This window comes from Paenibacillus sp. PL2-23, from assembly GCF_040834005.1.
GTDB lineage: Bacteria > Bacillota > Bacilli > Paenibacillales > Paenibacillaceae > Pristimantibacillus.
In genome coordinates this window covers 2957446-2976122 of the sequence record NZ_CP162129.1, presented here as the reverse complement: position 1 = coordinate 2976122, position 18677 = coordinate 2957446, and the positions used below count along the sequence as shown (strand labels likewise).

At 51.6% G+C, this 18677-nt stretch carries 16 protein-coding genes; 8 read left to right on the top strand and 8 right to left on the bottom strand.

Going from position 1 to position 18677, the window contains the following annotated elements:
- Positions 1–2 precede the first annotated feature (2 nt).
- Complete coding sequence (locus AB1S56_RS12925) at positions 3–1346, bottom strand: AMP-binding protein (protein ID WP_340871864.1); 1344 nt, start codon at positions 1344–1346, stop codon at positions 3–5.
- Between the two features lie 209 nt (positions 1347–1555).
- Between AB1S56_RS12925 and AB1S56_RS12920 the strand changes: the two genes are divergently transcribed.
- The 3 genes from AB1S56_RS12920 to AB1S56_RS12910 are packed head-to-tail and all read left to right on the top strand — an operon-like array spanning position 1556 to position 3186.
- On the top strand, positions 1556–2086 hold the full coding sequence (locus AB1S56_RS12920; RefSeq protein WP_340871865.1) for a hypothetical protein: 531 nt from the start codon (positions 1556–1558) through the stop codon (positions 2084–2086).
- 24 nt (positions 2087–2110) lie between these two features.
- The gene (locus AB1S56_RS12915; RefSeq protein ID WP_340871866.1) at positions 2111–2908 is read left to right on the top strand and encodes a hypothetical protein; all 798 of its coding nucleotides are present in this window, start codon (positions 2111–2113) and stop codon (positions 2906–2908) included.
- A 47-nt stretch (positions 2909–2955) separates the two neighbouring features.
- Positions 2956–3186: a hypothetical protein gene (locus AB1S56_RS12910; protein WP_340871867.1), complete on the top strand. Its 231-nt coding sequence runs from the start codon at positions 2956–2958 to the stop codon at positions 3184–3186.
- 71 nt (positions 3187–3257) lie between these two features.
- On the opposite strand, the gene AB1S56_RS12905 is transcribed toward AB1S56_RS12910, so the two are convergent.
- The 4 genes from AB1S56_RS12905 to abc-f form a co-directional block, all read right to left on the bottom strand.
- Positions 3258–6911 carry a polysaccharide lyase family 8 super-sandwich domain-containing protein gene (locus AB1S56_RS12905; protein ID WP_340871869.1) on the bottom strand — a complete coding sequence of 1218 codons (3654 nt, stop codon included), beginning with the start codon at positions 6909–6911 and terminating at the stop codon, positions 3258–3260.
- Between the two features lie 214 nt (positions 6912–7125).
- Entirely contained in the window at positions 7126–8616 is a 1491-nt protein-coding gene (locus AB1S56_RS12900) for an aminoacyl-histidine dipeptidase (protein ID WP_340871870.1), read from the bottom strand.
- Between the two features lie 22 nt (positions 8617–8638).
- On the bottom strand, positions 8639–9121 hold the full coding sequence (locus AB1S56_RS12895; protein ID WP_340871872.1) for a GAF domain-containing protein: 483 nt from the start codon (positions 9119–9121) through the stop codon (positions 8639–8641).
- A gap of 50 nt (positions 9122–9171) precedes the next feature.
- On the bottom strand, positions 9172–10650 hold the full coding sequence (gene abc-f / locus AB1S56_RS12890) for a ribosomal protection-like ABC-F family protein (RefSeq protein WP_340871874.1): 1479 nt from the start codon (positions 10648–10650) through the stop codon (positions 9172–9174).
- A 358-nt stretch (positions 10651–11008) separates the two neighbouring features.
- Here abc-f and AB1S56_RS12885 point away from each other — a divergent pair, with 358 nt between their 5' ends.
- Positions 11009–11191 carry a hypothetical protein gene (locus AB1S56_RS12885; RefSeq protein WP_340871875.1) on the top strand — a complete coding sequence of 61 codons (183 nt, stop codon included), beginning with the start codon at positions 11009–11011 and terminating at the stop codon, positions 11189–11191.
- A gap of 61 nt (positions 11192–11252) precedes the next feature.
- Here AB1S56_RS12885 and AB1S56_RS12880 read toward each other — a convergent pair whose 3' ends face one another.
- Both AB1S56_RS12880 and AB1S56_RS12875 read right to left on the bottom strand, forming a co-directional pair.
- Positions 11253–11834 (bottom strand): hypothetical protein, encoded by a 582-nt coding sequence (locus tag AB1S56_RS12880; protein WP_340871876.1) that lies wholly within the window; start codon positions 11832–11834, stop codon positions 11253–11255.
- A gap of 25 nt (positions 11835–11859) precedes the next feature.
- Positions 11860–14250, bottom strand: coding sequence for a polyprenyl synthetase family protein (locus AB1S56_RS12875; protein WP_340871877.1), 2391 nt, complete (start codon positions 14248–14250; stop codon positions 11860–11862).
- A gap of 239 nt (positions 14251–14489) precedes the next feature.
- Between AB1S56_RS12875 and AB1S56_RS12870 the strand changes: the two genes are divergently transcribed.
- Positions 14490–14756 (top strand): excalibur calcium-binding domain-containing protein, encoded by a 267-nt coding sequence (locus tag AB1S56_RS12870; RefSeq protein WP_340871879.1) that lies wholly within the window; start codon positions 14490–14492, stop codon positions 14754–14756.
- A gap of 54 nt (positions 14757–14810) precedes the next feature.
- On the opposite strand, the gene AB1S56_RS12865 is transcribed toward AB1S56_RS12870, so the two are convergent.
- Entirely contained in the window at positions 14811–15620 is an 810-nt protein-coding gene (locus AB1S56_RS12865; RefSeq protein ID WP_340871881.1) for a phytanoyl-CoA dioxygenase family protein, read from the bottom strand.
- A gap of 174 nt (positions 15621–15794) precedes the next feature.
- Here AB1S56_RS12865 and AB1S56_RS12860 point away from each other — a divergent pair, with 174 nt between their 5' ends.
- The 3 genes from AB1S56_RS12860 (at position 15795) to AB1S56_RS12850 (ending at position 18672) form a co-directional block, all read left to right on the top strand.
- Positions 15795–16598 (top strand): helix-turn-helix domain-containing protein, encoded by an 804-nt coding sequence (locus AB1S56_RS12860; RefSeq protein ID WP_340871882.1) that lies wholly within the window; start codon positions 15795–15797, stop codon positions 16596–16598.
- 240 nt (positions 16599–16838) lie between these two features.
- Entirely contained in the window at positions 16839–17384 is a 546-nt protein-coding gene (locus tag AB1S56_RS12855; RefSeq protein WP_340871884.1) for a sigma-70 family RNA polymerase sigma factor, read from the top strand.
- Entirely contained in the window at positions 17377–18672 is a 1296-nt protein-coding gene (locus AB1S56_RS12850; RefSeq protein ID WP_340871886.1) for a hypothetical protein, read from the top strand. The genes AB1S56_RS12855 and AB1S56_RS12850 overlap by 8 nt, the downstream gene beginning before the upstream one ends.
- The last annotated feature ends 5 nt before the right edge of the window (positions 18673–18677 follow it).

Below are 18677 nucleotides of genomic sequence, written 5' to 3'. Positions count from 1 at the left end.
GGCTAGATGAGAATGCGGGTTGCCTTGCCGAAGGTGCGCGGAATGTCATGCCTGATGTCTACCACGCATGCCACGCCCAGCCGGTCCTGCATATGCTTTCTGACGCGCTCTGCCAGCTGCTCATCCGTAAGCGTTGTACGGAACGGTTCGACTTCGATTCGCAGGCCGCCTTGCTCGGGCTTCAGGTGATACCACATGCCGACCTCCGGCAGCTCCATCAGGAAATGCTCCAGCATGAACGGCGAATAATCCTCTCCGCCCAGCGATACGATGTTCTCCATCCGTCCTCTGAGGTGAAGCACATCCATCGTGAGCCCGCAGGAGCAGGCGGATGGCTGCAGATAGCCGATATCCCCAGATCGATAACGAAGCATGGGCATGGCCTCCCGCAGCAAGGTGGTGACGACGATTTCTCCTGTTTTGCCGTAAGGCAGCTTCTGTCCTGTGGCCGGCTCCACGATTTCGACCTTGACATGTCCTTCCATCACGTGATAGCCCTTATGCTGGCTGCATTCGACAGCGACAACACCGCATTCCGTCGAGCCATAGAAAAAGGACGCCTCGCAGCCCCACCACTTCTCAAGCCGCTGCCGGAACGTATGGGAGCAGCCTTCGCCGGTGAGATATATTTTTTTCAGCGGAATATCCTCTCCAATGCGAATGCCGTATTTCTCGCTCTCCTCCGCCAGCAATGCCGCGTAGGAAGGCGTCGTCGCGAGAACGGTAGCACCATATTCCTTCATCAGCTCCAGCGATTTCTCCACAGGGGCCATATAGCCGCCCTTGCCGAGCGACAAGACGGCCGTGCCGAACGCGAATTGGAACAGCCGCTGGAAGCCTAGGCCAGGCAATGCGAATTCATAGGGCAAAGCGACGGCCGCAACGTCGGCTTCCGTCTCCTGGAACAGCTCCACATATTTCGGCAGCAAATCATATACATACTGATCGGCGAGCGAATACGCGGTGTAGATCGGCTTGCCGGAGGTGCCGCTTGTCAGGTGCACCTGCCCGATATCCTTGGGCGCAACACATAATATTTTTTCCTTGTCGCCTCTGATAGCGTCCTTCGTCAGCATGGGCACGCTTGCCAGCTCATCCAGGGTTGCAATCTCCGGCTTCGAGAAGCCCGCTTCCTCCAGCCTGGCGCGATAATACGCATTCCGCTCCCAGACATGAGCCAGCGCGGCATTAATAGCCTGGAGCTGATAGCCTTCTATTTTGTCGCGCGGCAGCTTCTCGATGGTGGATGCCTCATTGTCCAATTGCTTGAAAAACGATTTGAATGCTTCTAAATGAGAGATGTGATCATCCATGGTGACGATCATTTTATGAGATTGCTGTTTCACAGAGCCTTCCCTCCTGTCTTCCTCTGTAATAGGCATGACACCTTTGTCCTTAGCGCTGCCTCCATATTGGAATCTCTATTAACAAATGCAAGATTTCATAGACTTGACTCGGACAATCATACAATTTCGCTAGAGTTGGTAGAATATCCAATCCTCGAATGAAAAGCTTTCATAAGGTATCTAGGATACTGGATTCTGGATGATGGAGGTTGATCGAATTGGCAAATGACGGCACCTATGAAAAGCAGCTGAAGGACATCCGGAAGCTGCACAGCAGCGGCGTGAACGGCGATCAAAAGGCCGTACAACAAGCGCATCAGAAGCTGGCGGCCCTCCGCCAAGCCCAGCCTGGGAACGCGGTCATCGAAGCCTATTACGGCAGCTCGCTCGCTTTATTGGCTCGCGATACTATTAAGTTGCTGGAGAAGGATGAGTTGGCGAGAGAAGGGTTAGACGCGCTGAACAGAGCTGTCGCGCTTGATGCGGGCTCCAAGGAGGTAAGGCTGCTGCGAGGAAATGTGTGCGTGCGTCTGCCGGATTCGTTCTTCCAGACGGCGCGAATTGCGATTGAGGACTTTACCTTCCTCTTGCATACAAACCGCGCTTCCGCTGGCTACCTCTCCGCAAGCGAGGTCAAGGATGTCCTTGGCCATCTGATCAAGGCGTATGAGAGTGCAGGCCAGCCGGACATGGCTAAGCAGACTGCGCTCCAATTAGCTGGGCTGAAGGGCAAGGGATAATAGCAAGACAGGAGGATTGCATACATGGGCAAAACAAAAATAAAAACAAAAAACAAATCGGCTGGCACAGTCCAAAGCAGCGCCTTACAGGCGCATGTAGATGAAGGGGTGTTCCGGCGGGCCATTGAGCAGCACAACCTGGGGGTTGGCGGCGATTCCGCCGCCGTTGTGGGGGCAATTGCGCTGCTGGAGCCCTTGTACCGGCAGCATCCCGGCCATGCCTTGATCGCGGCTTATTATGGCAGCGCGCTGGTATTGAGCGCTAGGGATAAATCGGGAATGACAGAGAAATTCAGAACGGCAGCAATGGGCATGAAGCTGCTGGATGAAGCGGTAGCGGCCAGTCCGCAGGACAGAGTGGTTCGGCTGCTTCGCGGACGGAACGCGTATAATCTGCCGGAGCAATATTTCCAGCGGTCGGGGACTGCGATTGAAGATTATACCTTCATCGTGAATCAGCATTGGAGCGGTGAACGGCCGCTGGATACGGAAGCTTACGCGAAGCTGGTCTATGAGCTGGGCGATGCGTGTGCCCGCATTGGGCGGAATGCGGATGCCGCGGGCTGGTGGGCGCGTCTGGAGAACGAGACCAGCGGCTCCCAGATGCTGCCGCTGGCTCAGAAGAGGCTGGAATCCGTAGCTAACAAGCCGGCTGTCGAGACGGTTATGAGCGAGGTTACGAATGATATGATTGCCGATGCCGCTCGCTCCATTGGCGGAGCGCTGGTCAATTGGGCGCAGAAAGAAATGCAAAAGGACATGAAGAAGGAGCAGAAAAAGAACAAGTCCGGCTCCAATAAAAAAGCGAAAAAGAAAAAGTAGCGCTCCCCCGCGACAAGCTTCCAGCGTCTGGAAAGGAGGTGATACGCATGTCCAAAAAATCTAAAAAAATGGTAAAGAAGCTGAACAATGAATCCAAAGCCTTCATGAGAACGGTGCTTCGAAGCGGCGCCAACAACATCGGCAACCAATTGATGGATGCAGTGTCGGATGCTAATCAGCCAGGGACTATGATCCTCGGCAATGTATTGAACGCTCTGAAGAGCGGCGCGATTGCCACAGGTCAAGAGGTGGTTCGCGAAAGATTGTCGCGTCTGTAACGACGTCAAGAAGCCCCGAATCCATGGATTCGGGGCTTCGTCCTTGTCTGGCTAGATGATGGGATGCATCGTCAATCCATCCACTCGATTTCAGTGAGCTGCGTGTAGGGATGGCCATGATTGGCTGTAATGTCCAGCTTGTAATAGTTGTATGCGATCACGTTCGCAAGCGTATATTCATTGCGCTGTCTACGCCCCGCCCAAGATTGATTCGACTGCGTATCGAGTGCCGTCCAGGTGACTCCGTCATGCGAGCCATATACGGTCCAATCCTTGGGATCGCGGGTAGAATAGTCGTTGCCTGATGTAATGGCATATTTCCCAATGGCATATTCGCTGCCTCCCGCGAATTGATACGTAATCCAGCCCGTCGACGATTTGGTCAGCCACTTGGCGTTTGTATCGTCGAAGGCCATCTCCTTCGTTTCGTTCGGCGCAAATTCGCCGCTAGCCGTAACGATTCCTCCCGTAGCCCTATCGATGCCGCCTGCTGGCGAAGGGATCAACCTGACAGCGTCCGCGATTGTGAAGCCGGCGTCGCTCGCCTTGAGCTTCACCTCGTTAGAGGTGCCTGCGGCCAGCGGATAGGTGCCGATGTACACCCATTTGCCGCCGTTCGACCGTTGATCCACGGTTTTGATCAGGTCTGTTCCCCCGTCATAAATGATTTCCAACGGCGCAGCGTCTGGTCGGTTCGTATCGGAGGTCCAACGCATGTAGATATCATATTCTCCTGCCGCCGGAATGCTCGGCACCCATTTCGCCCATTTGGACGCGTCCGCGCTGGAGGTGCCGTCATCACGGAAGTTCGGTCCGTAGTACCCGCCCGCCGTCGTCTTGGTCGCCCAATTGGAGTCCGTGTAGAAGCCATAATCTGTGTTGTCCACAATGATTTCGCCATCCGCAGGCCGCGGAGTTAGCGTCAGCATATCCAGCCACAGTCTATACCCTGTTGCGCTGGCGTTTTTGCCCGTCACCGTGAAGGTGAACTTATAGCTTCCCGCGGCAGGGAAGGTATAGGAGCCAAGCCAATAATCCTTGTACACCTCCGACGAGGCCCAATAGGCGTCGAAGGGTGTGCCGACGTTGGTTCCATTAATGGAAAGCTGATGAATGCCGCTGATCGTCGTTTTGGATACTCTCGGCTTGATATCATAAGTGCCTGGCTGGGTCACATCCACGCTGAAGGTCACGCTGTCGCCTACAACGGAATGATTGACGCCAAGCTTCTTCAGTCCACTCGCGTTATTATCGTTGTACACAACGACGCTCTTCGTCACGTGATGGACGGGCAGCGTCTCCGCTTCGTATGGATTCGGAATAGGAAGCGGTGCTGGATTCGGCTCCTGCGCGCCAGTCAAACCGAACTTGACTTTAAACGCCTTGCCTGCGGATTGATTGACGTTGACCTTGAGCTTAATCGTCGGACTATATTGCAGAACCGTCACTTCATTGTCCTTGGCGATCAGATGAGTGGCATTTTTATTGATTTCCATATAAATATGCCCTACATGGTCCTGCGTCGGATCCGACACGGACAGCTCGAATTCATCCGTGCTTTCTCTTATCATCACGGACGCCTTGGAGTCCGAGGTGACGAGGCCTACTGTTTTTACCCCATCGTTCCAGAAGTTGATGCCGGTGATGTTCAGACCATTTTCCTTAACGGCATGAGCCTCCTCGGAATTTTCGATAATCGTAATATCCGGGGATGAAGCATAGGCTCCTGTCTGAGCGCTCGTCTTGTTCGGAAGCAGGACATAGGCGTAAGCGGCATCCGTCGGGCTAGCGCCGTGATCGAACCACATGCTGAGGTATCGATGTGTGTAATTCACTTGGGAGGAGTTGGAGTTGGTATTCAGAGAATGCCACTTATCCGTTCTCGACTCGCGAAGTGCCTTCACCGTAGCGCCTCCTGGGAAATAATAGCCGATATCCGAGCCGGTCACGTTCCCGGCGAGATGCGCGTAATTCGTGCCGCTCAGCGTCTGCGACCAGCCTAGCGTTGTGGACTGAGGTGTGCCGTTCACCGTAAACGCGTTATCGCCTGCTGCATTCAGCTTGCGGTTCTCGACAATCGTTTCGGTCGCGGCGAGCTCTGTGCTGTTAATATCCGAGCCAAGCGCAACGATCTCGTCGTCGAACATGAACCATGATTTTTTGGCGGTCAAGTCGCGCGGGTTCCCGTCCTTGTCCTGCTTTGTGCTATGCTCCATGCCCGTTACGCCATAGAGCCCCAGCATGTCGGTTCCCCCAACCCAGCTCCTGGTCCCGTGCAGGTTGCCCGCTTGCCGGATGCCTTGCAGGGCTGTCGTGCCGGGGAGCCGGTTGTAATGAATGGTCGGCCAGAAGTTGTCGTTATATTGATGGATATCGGCATTGTACAGATATGTCATGCCGTCCCCCGTGAAATCAGCGTAGCGATTCTCTGAATTAATGGACTCGTAGTTTTGCGACCGGTCGGAATTCATGCTTATGCCGAAGCCGTAGCCGGGTCGAAGCTGTACCGCTCTATCCATACTGGCGAACTGCTGATACTTGAGCAGCTCCGGTCTCGCCGGGATGCTCGTATTTGCCAGGAGCTCCTTGCCTTTCACAATCATAGCTATTGATGCCAGGCTGAAATAGTAGCCATTCGGATCAGCCTGGAGCCAAGCCTTCACCATGCTCTTGTAGGCGGCAGAATCCGATGGCGAGGCCGATTCGGAAAGCCGCAGGATCGTCGATGCCATCTGCGCGCCCGTATCGTTGTCCTGCGCGTAATGCCGGGATATTTCCCTGCCTCGCACCATGTCCATCATATTCCCGTTGTAGATAAGAGGCTCATAGGAATCATAGATCCAATCATAAATCAAGGAGGCATTGGGATCGACGACCTCCCAAGGCGTCCCGTCAAGCAAATACAATATATCCACGATGGAGGTCAGAAGCGAAGCGCCGTAGCCGCCTGTGTAAGCAAGATAAGTATGCTGGACAAATGATCCGTCCACGTAGAAGCCGTCGCCTTGGGTAACGTAAGTGAACAACTCGCTCATGCCATCCCTTGCGGCTGTGAGACGATCGGCGTTTTTGCCGTTGATGCCCTCGATCGCGATGACGGTTGCCTCCCACATCCGGTTCGCTCCCGACATCTGGACGCTTGGCTGATAATAAGCAATGGCAGCCATATAATTGGCAATCTGACTGCTTGTGAGCTCGTCATACATTAACGCTACTGTGTCATTGAGCGCCATCGGTCCGCCGATCTCCCAATGCCACCAATTCTGATACTTCGAGCAGCCGTCGCAATACCGGCCGTCGTCCATGAAGTCCAGCGCATCAATAATATCAGCTCTTAGACTTGTATCTCCGTAGAGCGTAGAGCCTACGGTTCGATAGGCGAGCGCCATCTCCCGAATGTGACGGTACGTATACGTGATGCCTGAGGAATCAGAGCCTAACGCGGCGTCGTTCCAGAGCCTGTTCCGGGTTGGCGTTCGAATCATCGTCTGCTGCGCGTTGGCTGCGTCTGCTGTAATAACGGATATCTTAGCTGCGATATCCGGGTCCGATGTGTTGTACGAGGTGCCTCCTGTCAGCATCTCGACGTATTTCTCCCTCAGGTCATCATAAGCATCCGACGCGCTTGCGGTTTCGACGCTGGCCGGCATAACTATCGAGGCGCTGGCCAGTATCGTGGCAAGCCCTAATGTAAGCGATCTTTTGAATACAGCTTTCATCATCATTTCCCCTCCTCGAATTGATCCACAATAAGCCAATAAACCTATGAACCATAGAATGCCCCTTAATGCCGCTTCTCTCTATCAAGCCTCCTCTCTTTTCTCTAGCATAGGGCATCCCCTGCTTGCTGACGATGATGTATCCTATCATGTTGCGAAGCAGCACGCGGGAATGAAAAAGGCAGCGCTGGACACTGGGCGTCCGGCACTGCCGTTCTTCTTAATCTTTTATATGACGGAGCACTTCCTGCAAATACAGCCATGTTCGCTCCACAGACGAAATGGACAGATGCTCCTGGGGCGTGTGAATTTCGTATAGGTTCGGGCCGCAGGAGACGGCGTCAAGCTCCGGCAGCTTCTCGATCAGTACGCCGCACTCGAGTCCGGCGTGAATGGCCTTAATCTCCAGCGGCCTTCCAAAGCTCTGTTCATAGGTGGACTCGAACAGGGGGCGGAGCTTGGAGTCGGCACGATAGGGCCATCCAGGGAAATAGCCATCCTGTCGGAACCCGCAGCCCAGCGCCTCGGCCAGCGTCTCCATGGCTCGCACGACATCATCGGTTTGCGATCGAAGCGAGCTTCTCGTCAGGCTTTGCAGCACAATCTCATGTTCGCTGGTTGTGACAACCCCGAGATTAGACGAAGTGCGCACCAGATTCGGAATGGCCTTATCCATGGAGAGGACGCCGTTCGGGATTAAAGCCAGCAGCCGTATGACGACAGTCTGCGCTTCGCCGGACAGCACCATGCCCCCGGAAGCGGCAGCGGGACCTTCAGCGTCCCATCCTTCCTGCAGCGTTACAGTAACTCCAGCGTCACTGGCTTGAAACTCGTCGCGCAACATCGCGTTCAGTACGGCAAGCCGTTCGTCAGCTGTCCTCCTATCCCTTGGGCTCAAATAGATAGCCGCTTCCGCTTCCCGGGGAATCGCATTGGCCTTCATCCCGCCGCTTACACCGGAGAGCTCCAGGTCCGTATGCCGTCGCAGATCGTCCAATATGCGGCCTAGCAGCTTATTGGCGTTGCCCCGCTCATGAATAATATCATCGCCGGAATGGCCGCCCATCAATCCATGTACGCTCAGCGTGTAAGGCGTCCCGTCCGCGCTTCTTCTCTCTCGCCAGCTGGTCTGAACGGTATGATACAGATTGATCCCGCCCGCGCTGCTTACGAACAGAATGCCTTCGCGGTCTGAATCGAAGTTGATCATCATCCGCCCCTTGAGCGGCGACACGTCCAGTCCGAAGGCGCCTCCCATACTTGTCTCCTCTTCCGTCGTCAGCACAATCTCCAGCTCCGGATGTAGCAGCTCAGGTGAATCGATGAGCGCCATGGCAGTCGCAACGGCGATTCCATTATCTGCCCCCAGCGTTGTGCCGTCCGCGTAGATCATATCGCCTTGGATGTTGAAGCGGATGGGGGCCTTGGAGAAATCATGGGCTGTGCCCTTGTTCTTCTCACAGACCATATCGAGGTGGCCTTGGAAGATAACCACGGGGGCCGACTCGTAGCCAGCCGAAGCGCGCTTACGAATGATTAGGTTGTGTCGTTCGTCCTGAATGACCTCGCAATGCCGCTGTCTGGCGAAGCTCGCCACGTAGTCGCTGATCGCCTTCTCATTAGCCGATGCGCGTGGAATGCTGGAGATGTCCTCGAACAGCCGCAGAACCTTGCTATCTCCTGTATATACTCTTGTTGTTGCGTCGCTCATTGCCGCAACCTCCTCTTCTTCACTATGACAAATAGTCAGTTAATGCTTGTGCGAACAGCTCCAGATACGCTTGATCCGTCTCGTCGAATCGATTCAAGCTCGGACTGTCAATATCGAGCACGCCAAGCAGTCTGCCATCCTTCAATAGGGGAATAACAATCTCTGATTGCGAAGCCGCATCGCATGCGATATGACCAGGGAACTCATGTACATTCGCTACGCGGACCGTCGCTTGGTCGCTTGCCGCTTTGCCGCACACACCGCGCGACAATGGAATGCGAACACAGGCCGGCAGCCCTTGGAAGGGACCAAGCACAAGCTCCCCATCACGGTACATATAGAAGCCCACCCAATTAATATCGTTCAAAAATTGGTTCAGCAACGCAGAAGCGTTCGCCATATTCGCGATGCTGTCGGCTTCGCCAGCCAGAAGCGCGTGCAGCTGACGGATCAGCAACTCATAATTTTGTTCGCGTGTGCCGGTATATACTTCTTGATGAAACATGGCGCAGCTCCTTCGTTTGATGTTGTATTTGATTTGGTTATACTTGCTTCTTATAACGCAATGGTTTTTGTCGCAATCGAGGAGCAGAACTTGCGGTCATGCTCAACAAACACGATGGTAGGCTTATACTGCAGCAATAGCTCCTCGATCTGCATACGGGAGATGACGTCAATGAAATTAAGCGGTTCGTCCCAGATATGAAGGTGTGCCCGTTCACAGAGGCTTTTTGCAATAAGCACCTTCTTCTTCTGTCCCGCGCTGAAGGAAGAGATATCCTTCTCGAATTGGGTCCTGGTGAAATCCAGCTTGCGTAAGATCGATTTGAACAAGCTTTCGTCTATACCGCTGATTCTTGCGTACTCCGACAGCTTGCCATGCAGATGCGAGGTGTCCTGAGAAACATAAGATATTTGGAGCTGGCTCCCCACTCTCAAATGGCCGGTATAATGGAGCGCCTCTCCTGTAAGCAGCTTCAGCACGCTGGACTTGCCTGAACCGTTAGGTCCGGAGATTGCGATTCGGTCGCCTTGCTCAATTTTGAATCGGACATGGCTGCAGACCCTACGATCCCCGTAGCTAATCGATACGTTATCGAACTCTGCAAGCAGGTTTTTATGATAGGCTAGCTGCGTAATCTTTAATCGTTCAGCGTTCTCGATGTTGTGAAGCAGCTGCGACTTTTCCTCCATGGCGGACTCCTGTCTCTGTTGGATGGATTTTGACCGTTTCATCATCTTTGCGGCCATATGTCCGATATAGCCCTTATCAACCTTGGAGCCTGAGTTTAGGGTGCCGTTTTTTGTTTTTTCTACTTCATGAGACCAGTTACTCGTCCTCTTAGCCGCCTCCCCAAGCCGTTTAATATCCTTTTTCAGCCTGGCATTCTGGTCTAGCTCATATTCGTCCTGACGCTGCTTGTTGTCCCACCAATCCGAGAAATTGCCCTTCTGAATGTCGATATGAGTCCGATTGATGGATAAAATGTGATCTACACAATTGTCGAGGAATGAACGGTCATGAGAAACCAGAATATAACCGCGCTTGGAGCGAAGATATTGGCTCACTTGCTCCCTTGCCTGCATATCGAGATGGTTGGTGGGCTCGTCGATCAACAAGAATCTAGCCTCTTTCAGAAACAAAGCCGCTAGCAGTACCTTCGTCTGTTCTCCGTTAGATAACGTATGGAATGGCCGGTATAACACTTCTTCGGCAACTTGAAGCAGGGAAAGCTCACGCACAAGCTGCCATTGCTCATAATGGGGAACAATCTCATCTACAACCTCAGAAGTCAAGCCGTGTTCATTCTGGACCGGGAACGGAAAGTAGTCAAAATCGACAGAGGCGCTTATCGCTCCGCCGTCATCGAGCTCTCCCAACAGCAAGCGCAGAAAAGTTGTTTTTCCACGGCCGTTGCGTCCCGTGAAGCCAAGCTTCCAATTCGTATCCATCTGGAAGCTGACGTCTTCGAAGATGGGATCGTAGCTTCCTTCGTAAGCAAAGGATAAATGCTGCACGTTAATTAATGACATTAAGAATACACTCCTCGCATGGAAATGAAAATGAAATAGCCGCAAGAAAGTTGCTTCCTGCGGCTCCAAATCCATGCGTCAAATCCGTCTCCTAACGAGGAAACGGGAAGAGGGTATACGGATTGTGAGAGATGGGAAATGCAACTTTCTTGCCATTACGAATAGAACCGTCGCTGTAACTTGCATAGCGCCGTTCTCACTCATCAGCAAGAAAATTAGTTCATTTCCCTCTTCAACCCCGATCCTTATAAATTATCAGTATCGTATCACAGCTTCCAATCTCTGCGCAAGCTGTATATTCCAAGCCTGTCGTACGCATCCTAGAGTGTGCGAATAATCCATGTGAAGGAGACTCAATATGTCCAATAACGACAACTATAACCATAACCAGCATGACGGGACCGATAACAACGATCAACGTCTGAATCAGGTGCACGGCGGCGAGTTCCGTAATGGACGCAAGAGCCAGATCAAGAACAACAACCCTGATGGCGAGGATATTCCGAACGAATTCATTAGCACCAATGAGCACCGCGATTAATGAGCCCCATCCCCCCCAATGGCTGCTGCACAAGCAGCCTTTGGGCTTTATTGTGGAATAGCTAATTGGCCGCTTCCTCTTGGAGAACCATGAGCGACTCCCCATATACCTCGCCATCTATTCGTACAGTAGTGACCCATACACCGCCGCTAGGCAAAGTGAATTGCACCGAATAACGATTCAGGCTGTCATACCCTGGGCTGGGAGATTGAATAAGCTCGGTAGATATCGGAATTTGTTGCCCCGTCAGCGTATGCTTCGCCATAATGGCAAGCTGCTTGCCCTCGAAGGTGTCGAATGGGGCCTCGAATGAGAAGATATAACCATAGCTCTTCCCCGCCTGAACATTGGGATCAGGATTAATGCGATACAGCAGCTCGCCTTGTTGGTTATAGCTGGCCCATTGGGATAAGGCGTCCTGTCTTGTGGATGGCTCGCCATTCGACAACAGGTAGATGGCCACACCTAATACTGTCACTAGAACGGGCAGCAGCCATAGTAGCGGCCATCTGAGCTTTGCAGACTGGCGATCGGCTTCCTTCGTCCGGTTCATGCCGTTCCGCTTGGGTCCCAGGCTGAAGCGTTCCTCCTGGAATGGAGCATCGGCTAACTGTTTTTTCCGCAAGAGCTTATCGTGTTGCAACCTCATCAACTCCTCTTTATTAGGATTAATGATCACGGGTCACTATATAATCTAACAAATGATGAAGGAACGCCGAACGTCTTGGCAGCTTGCGCAGCACATCCGTCGCGGAGCAATAATGCTCCCACATGGCCTTGCTTGCTCCACTTCTTCCCAGCAGCGTCACAAAGGTCGAATTATGATTGGCAATATCCTTCCCCGCCGGCTTGCCAAGCAGCTGATGGTCGCCTTCAAGATCCAGCAGATCATCCTTGATCTGAAACGCGATGCCCGCATGATACGCATACGCCTTCAGCAGCTCCATCTCCCCCTCCTCCGCCTGCGCCAGTATGGCTGGCATAACGAGCGACGCTTCGAAGGCTATTGCTGTCTTGTAGAAGCATATCGTATTTAATTGCTCCAGTGTCAGCGTCTTGCCTCGGCTGCCCAGGTCCATCGCTTGCCCTCGGCACATGTCGGCCGCTCGCGAGGATGAATAATGAATAAGCGCAACGACTGCCTTCGGGTCGAACGCCGTCAAGGAAGCCTGCTCCTGCATCGCCTTCTGCATCATGAACAGTCCGGTTAATTCAGCAGTTGCGCTATCATGGAGCTCGTGCAAGGTCGGTCTGCCTCTGCGTGAAGAGGCGTTATCCTGCGATGGCAGATCGTCAAATATTAAGGATGCCGTATGCATATATTCAAGCGATCTCACTAGCGGCGCAATCAAGCTGGGGGCAAGCCCGTAGGCTTCCGTTGCCATGACCCATGCCATAATGGGTCGCAGCCGCTTTCCGGAGCCGTCCAGACTGTAATTGGCCGCTTCGATCAGCGATTCTCGAACGGCAAGCGGTTCCGCCGGATCGGATATCGGAATGACATCCTGCAGCTGCTCCCTCACTTGTCGCACGGTTTGCTTGAACTGCGCCTTCTCCTCGCGATTATTGCGGAGCATAGCCATGGTCTGATCACGCAGCAGCTTGTCAAAAAATTCAACGCGATCCGCCTTGCTGGCCATCCCCTCAAGCAAGGAGCCGAACTCGGGACTGCTGGGGGCGAATATGGCCATCAGCTCCCCATACTTTCCCTTGCCCAACCTCTCCTGACTGCGTTTGAGTCCGTTGATGGCTCGATTCAGGATAACGTCTCGCGCCAGGACATCTGAGCGGTATACGTCGTGGATGAGATAAGCGATAACGGTCCAATACATTTCAAATGGATTAATAAGGTCATCTCTTGTCCCATGATATCTCCAATAATAGGTGTAAGGGGTAACTGCGCCGTCCCGCAAATCATCCTCCAGATCGGCCCAATCATCCGCGAGCTGATTATAAATACCGTAGTAGAACGTGTGCCGGTCGAAGTCTTCATCTGTTGTCGCGCCAAGCACCGACCGTACGATCATTCGCGAGGACGCGGATTTGATGATAATCGGCAGGTAAAGTTCTTTGTTCGAATAAGCGGAATGGGTTAGCTTCTTCTTGCGGTCGATGTCCTGTGATTCAAAAAAAACAAAGGACTGCTGAAAAAACGTTGCCCGGGATTCCTGGCTTTGCTGTTGCTTCATATAATCGAAAGCTTCGCCAAGCTCGGAATGAACGAACCGAATGAGCTCAACATGGCGCTCTGGCCATTGCTGCGGATGGAAAGCCGGCACTGCTCCTTGCAGGAGAGTTGATCGTATCATCGTGGAATAGGTAAGCTTCTCCTCCGGCGACAATACGCTTGAATCCAGCAAATCATCAATAAAGGGATATGTAAGCCCGTAGCAATAGCCCATTCGAATGGCCGCATCCAGTCGACTTGCCCTCTCTTCCGGCAGGATGCTGTCATCCATATCCTCCATTACATGGAGGACTACCCCGAAGATGATTTTCATCAATTTGCGAATACCGTGATCGGCGTCCATCTCCTCTGGTATACGAGAGCCAACCTGCTTCAGCTTATGAATGACCCATATGGCGGCTTCCTCTACGCCTTCCTGCTGCGCCCACCGGTAGATGCCCGCGAGGCTAAGAAATGCTGGGTGCTCTCCTTCAGCGGAGTCTGTCGACTCCATCATATATTTTTTGACAAATGATACCAGACGCTGAATGCGCTGGATCGTATCGGGAGCGTCTAGCCGCTTGCCCAAATCCCGCATGTACATATAGGAGACGCTTCGCTCCAAATAAGCATCCAGCTCTCCCCTCCGCTCCATCCAGCTCAAATATCGGTGGTAGTGCTTGGAGGAAGGCTTCTTATTCGCGCGTGAATAGAAGGAGGTCCAGCTGGGGTTGCGGACATGCTGTTTGCTCCACTGCATAAAATCCTGCGTCAGGCTGGACACGTAGGCTTGCGTGCTCACTTGCCTGTTCAAGACTTCGAAATACGCCTCCGCTTTCGCTTCTGCCTGCCTATACCATGCGTCCGCCTGTGCTGTCATCTCGATTATCATCTGCGCCAGTCCCTTAACTTCTTTGTTTGTTCCATTGTATACGTGCTGGAGTCCTGTCGGTTACGTCGACCTACGGTCAAACAGATTATATCACAGGGATTGTATGACAGGTGGATTAGCAAATCTCAACGATCCATCGTTACAACGATTTCTGTTCAAAATAATGTTATTTTACAGGAAAATTAAAGAAATGGTATAATAGAACAGTTGGCTGAGATAACCAAAGGAGAGGTTTCAAATTGAGAAAATCATTGTATGTGTTCATTGCCCTATTACTGTTGAGCGGGGCTATTCTAGGAGATGCATCAATAGAAGCTGCTGTAAAGGCTAAAACGTACAAAAACTGTACAGAACTTAATAAAGATTATCCGGGTGGTGTGGCTAAATCTTCGTCTATTAAAAACAAGGGCGGAAAAACCAAATACAAACCTCATGTTTCAAGTGAGTTGTATGAAGCAAACAAAAAAAGCGATAGAGATAAAGATGGCATTGCATGCGAAAAATAAAAATAATCAGGGACCAAGCGCGCGCTTGGTCCCTCGTTATGCAGCAGGAATCGATTAGTGCGGATAAGCGTTGTCAAACTCCACTCCGCAAGGTCCCCCGTCTTGGCTGATCTCCAGATCGACGCTTTCCCCGCTCGCGCGATATAACGGTCGATAGAAGCCGGAGATGCGGGATGCGGATTCATTTGCGTAATGGCAGATGAAGGCACGCCGGAATTGATCCTTTGTTTTGTTCCGATAAGAGCCGTGGATCAGATTGCCATTGAAGAATAAGCAATCGCCCCGGTTCATGATAACCGGCATCGCTTTCTTATCCTTCGGCGGCTTCACAAAATGGGTGGTGAAAGACTCCTTAGAGTCCGCCAGCTCCGGACAGACGATCTCTTCATCCTGCGTATTCGGCACGACGAGCAGACTGCCATTGTCCTCATGCGCGGGGTCGATCGCCGTCCATGCCGCTATGCAGTTGCCGGGCTCTACCTTGAGGTAAAAATTATCCTGGTGCAGAGCCTGCCCCCGCGAGCCTGGCGGCTTGTAATAGAACATGCTTTGCGCCGCCAGCGCCTCTTCGCCATACAGATCGGCCAGCACAGCCATAACGGGCCCATGCAGCATATACTTTTTGGCAGTGTCATCGAAGCGGTGAGGGTGCATGACTCTCGGATACCGCTTCAGCGGATCGTTATCATCCCCGTCCAGCTTTGGTTCGAAATAGCCAGGAATGGTTCTGTGGCTCATAGCCTCGAAGGTATCATCGATTTCCTGCAGCTCCGCCTCGGAGAACAGGCCTGGCACAATCAAATATCCTTCCTTCTCGAATTGCTCCTTCTGTTCCGCTGTCAATATACGAAGCGTAATGGTCATATCGTTCCTCTCCTTCACTCGTGTTCTTCACGCTTTCAGTATACGGCGGGAGACTTCGTCATTGAAGTAACAATGAAACTAATATGTCACACAATTCTGCTGCGACTGTTCTCGCGCTGAGCCATTTATGTTAGATTAAATGCATAAGCTAGTGTGAGAGGAAGTGCGCCGATAATGGTTCATAAAAACCGGCAATCGAAGCTCGAAGGGCCGGACAGCGGCTTCGTACTGGCGGGACATTTCCAGGAAAACGATTCGTATTCCTGCAGCCGCCCTAACGGGATGAAGGATTGGCTCATTGTTTATACCCTTGACGGAGAGGGCTATTTCGAGATACCAGGAGAGCGAATGACATGCAGAAGCCGCGACGTGACGATACTCCGGACGGGTACGCCGCATCGATACGGAACAGTGGCCGGTGGAACCTGGCATTTTGTCTGGGCGCACTTCGACGATGCCATGATTGCTCGCCATTGGCTTCCGGATAAGTCTTTGTTCCTTCAGACCATCGACAATGAAACGGTGCGTAAACGGGTGTATCGGGCGTTTATGAAAATTTTGTCCGACTCCAGGGAGCGAACGGATTATTGGAACGAGCTATGCGTACAGTCGCTGACCGAAATAATGATCCTGCTAACCAAGCGCAGGCAGAGCCGGCTGGACAGTCGTGTCGAAGAAGCCCTGCATCTGCTGTCTCGCCAAATGCGGGAGCCTGTTCGAATCGAGCAGATAGCCCGAGCCGTACAGCTTTCCCCATCGCGGTTATCTCATCTATTCAAGGAGCATACGGGTTATTCCATTGTGGATGCGGTGAACCAAATGCGAATTCGGCAAGCTGCCCTGCTGTTGGAGCATACGGAGCGCAGCGCGTCGGAAATTGCTTACGATGTCGGCTTCCACAATTACAACCATTTTATCAATCAGTTTCATAAATGGCAGTCAATGAGCCCCTCTTCTTACCGCAAGTCGAAGCGTTAACAGGCAATCTATCTTGATATTGCAAAAGCAATAAACTTTTTGTAGAAGAGGTTGACGTCTTCAGGACGATTTCAGATCCGCAAGAAGCGTGGAGGGAGCTTTTTTCTGCACATATTAAAGCTGGATAGAGCTTAATCAAGAAGGTACCCGTCAAACTTTTGGGTGCTTTTTCTTGTTTTCTCAATATTATGGGAACTTTGTCTGGAGTAGCCCTGTCTATTTAAGTAGGAGGGGAACTATGTGGTGGAGTATGAATATCTGAGATACTTGTCATCCGAAGTGGAATCCAATGCTCTAGATCGAATGATGCTGGATTTTGGAAAGGATGTTTGGAATTACGCTTTTTTTCTGACGAGGGATCGCCATGCCTCCGATGATATCTCTCAAGAAGTCTTTCTAAGGGCATTCCGCAGCATTAAGGATTTCCGCGGCGAGTCGACCTTAAAAACATGGCTGTTAAAAATCACTCGTAATCTATGCCATAATTACAGAAATTCTGCCTTTCTCCGGAGGGTAACCCTATTTGAATGGGTAAAGCATAGCCAGACGGTATCGTCAGCAGAAAGTGAATTTATCGATCAAGAGGTATCGAATGATATTTGGCGAGTGATCTTGAGTCTGCCATTGAAATTTCGTGAGGTGCTCCTTTTGGACATTCAACACGACATGACGATTCAGGATATGGCAGAGATGCTGGGAGTAGCGGAAGGGACTATAAAGTCTCGCTTATATCGTGCACGCGCGAAAGTTAAGAATAAGCTTCAGGAGGTTGGGGACCATGAGTAAACCGGAATGGTATGAGAGAGCGGGAAAAGAACCTTTTAAGCGAAATCACTTTAATGCTAACCTTGCAGCGTTGACGAAAAAACGATTAGGATCGGTGAAGCATACCCAATCAAGATCCAAATGGTATATCGGAGCAATTGCTTCTGTGCTGGGAGTAATCATTATCATTTCAAACAGCATTCCAAATGAGGGCTCAGTAGACCTTCCTGTACAAAGCCAAAGTCCTGCTGCAACTCCCTTCTTTAATATGTCATCTGCACAGATTAGAATGGTAGATAAGATCAACGGATGGGCATTCGGAACGAGTGTGAAACGTACCAATGACGGCGGACAAACCTGGGTGGACCGGACTCCGCAAGGGTATGACAACTCAAGATATGAACCATTCCTTTTTGACGAGCAATTCGCTTACTTCGTTGTTCGCCCTGCCGATATTGAGATGAACTGGATTATATATAGCACGAATGATGGCGGTGATTCTTGGATCTCGTCCACATTACCTACAAAGGATACTTGGTCTGCTCAAAGTATAAATACGTCATTTAGTCTCTTCTTTATTGATGAAAAGACAGGGTTCGTTTCATTCATATCGGATCCGGCCAGTGGTCCGGTAATAACAGCTTTATATCAGACCAAAGATGGTGGGTTGACGTGGGAATATGCTGACAAAATCACACCAGATGGAACTCTTGTTTCCACACAATCTGGCATGTCTTTTTCCAATAGCATGGTTGGATTTATAACCTTATTTAATTCGAGGGACCTCGATCCAGAGATTTACAGGACGATTGACGGCGGAGCCTCATGGAAGCGCCTGACATTAGATTTGCCTCAAGACAATAAAGATGCTGTGTATTCCGCCTCACAACCTCCTCAGTTCTTTGGTAATGCCAAGCAGGAAGGCGTACTGTCAGTTTCCTACATGACTAGCAATAATGAAAAGGCTGGGATTGTTTGGTTCACAACTGAAAATGGAGGAGTTACATGGAGGCGGGTAATTCCTCGAGAAGGTGAGCCTACTGTTATTGCGAAAAACGGCAGTTCCCCGATAGGTTTTCATCCGATCACAGCTTCAGATCATAAGCATTTTTGGATGATTGATGCAGAAAAAGGAACCCTCTATGGCACATCGGATGGCGGGGTACATTGGAAGGTGTTAATTACTTTGCCTGAATTACGGAACGCCACAGAACTTAAATTTGTTGATCATAAGATTGGTTGGGTTCGGGGTGATGGATACCTTCTTCGAACGGAGGATGGCGGAATATCTTGGGCGACCACCCCATGAGAAAT

What these genes read in the sequence shown, in the direction of transcription:
- AB1S56_RS12905 (WP_340871869.1), bottom strand. Translation starts at nt 6,911, where the DNA reads ATGATGATGAAAGCTGTATTCAAAAGATCGCTTACATTAGGGCTTGCC.
- AB1S56_RS12910 (WP_340871867.1), top strand. Translation starts at nt 2,956, where the DNA reads ATGTCCAAAAAATCTAAAAAAATGGTAAAGAAGCTGAACAATGAATCC.
- AB1S56_RS12885 (WP_340871875.1), top strand. Translation starts at nt 11,009, where the DNA reads ATGTCCAATAACGACAACTATAACCATAACCAGCATGACGGGACCGAT.
- AB1S56_RS12915 (WP_340871866.1), top strand. Translation starts at nt 2,111, where the DNA reads ATGGGCAAAACAAAAATAAAAACAAAAAACAAATCGGCTGGCACAGTC.
- AB1S56_RS12850 (WP_340871886.1), top strand. Translation starts at nt 17,377, where the DNA reads ATGAGTAAACCGGAATGGTATGAGAGAGCGGGAAAAGAACCTTTTAAG.
- AB1S56_RS12895 (WP_340871872.1), bottom strand. Translation starts at nt 9,121, where the DNA reads ATGTTTCATCAAGAAGTATATACCGGCACACGCGAACAAAATTATGAG.
- AB1S56_RS12900 (WP_340871870.1), bottom strand. Translation starts at nt 8,616, where the DNA reads ATGAGCGACGCAACAACAAGAGTATATACAGGAGATAGCAAGGTTCTG.
- AB1S56_RS12875 (WP_340871877.1), bottom strand. Translation starts at nt 14,250, where the DNA reads ATGATAATCGAGATGACAGCACAGGCGGACGCATGGTATAGGCAGGCA.
- abc-f (WP_340871874.1), bottom strand. Translation starts at nt 10,650, where the DNA reads ATGTCATTAATTAACGTGCAGCATTTATCCTTTGCTTACGAAGGAAGC.
- AB1S56_RS12865 (WP_340871881.1), bottom strand. Translation starts at nt 15,620, where the DNA reads ATGACCATTACGCTTCGTATATTGACAGCGGAACAGAAGGAGCAATTC.
- AB1S56_RS12860 (WP_340871882.1), top strand. Translation starts at nt 15,795, where the DNA reads ATGGTTCATAAAAACCGGCAATCGAAGCTCGAAGGGCCGGACAGCGGC.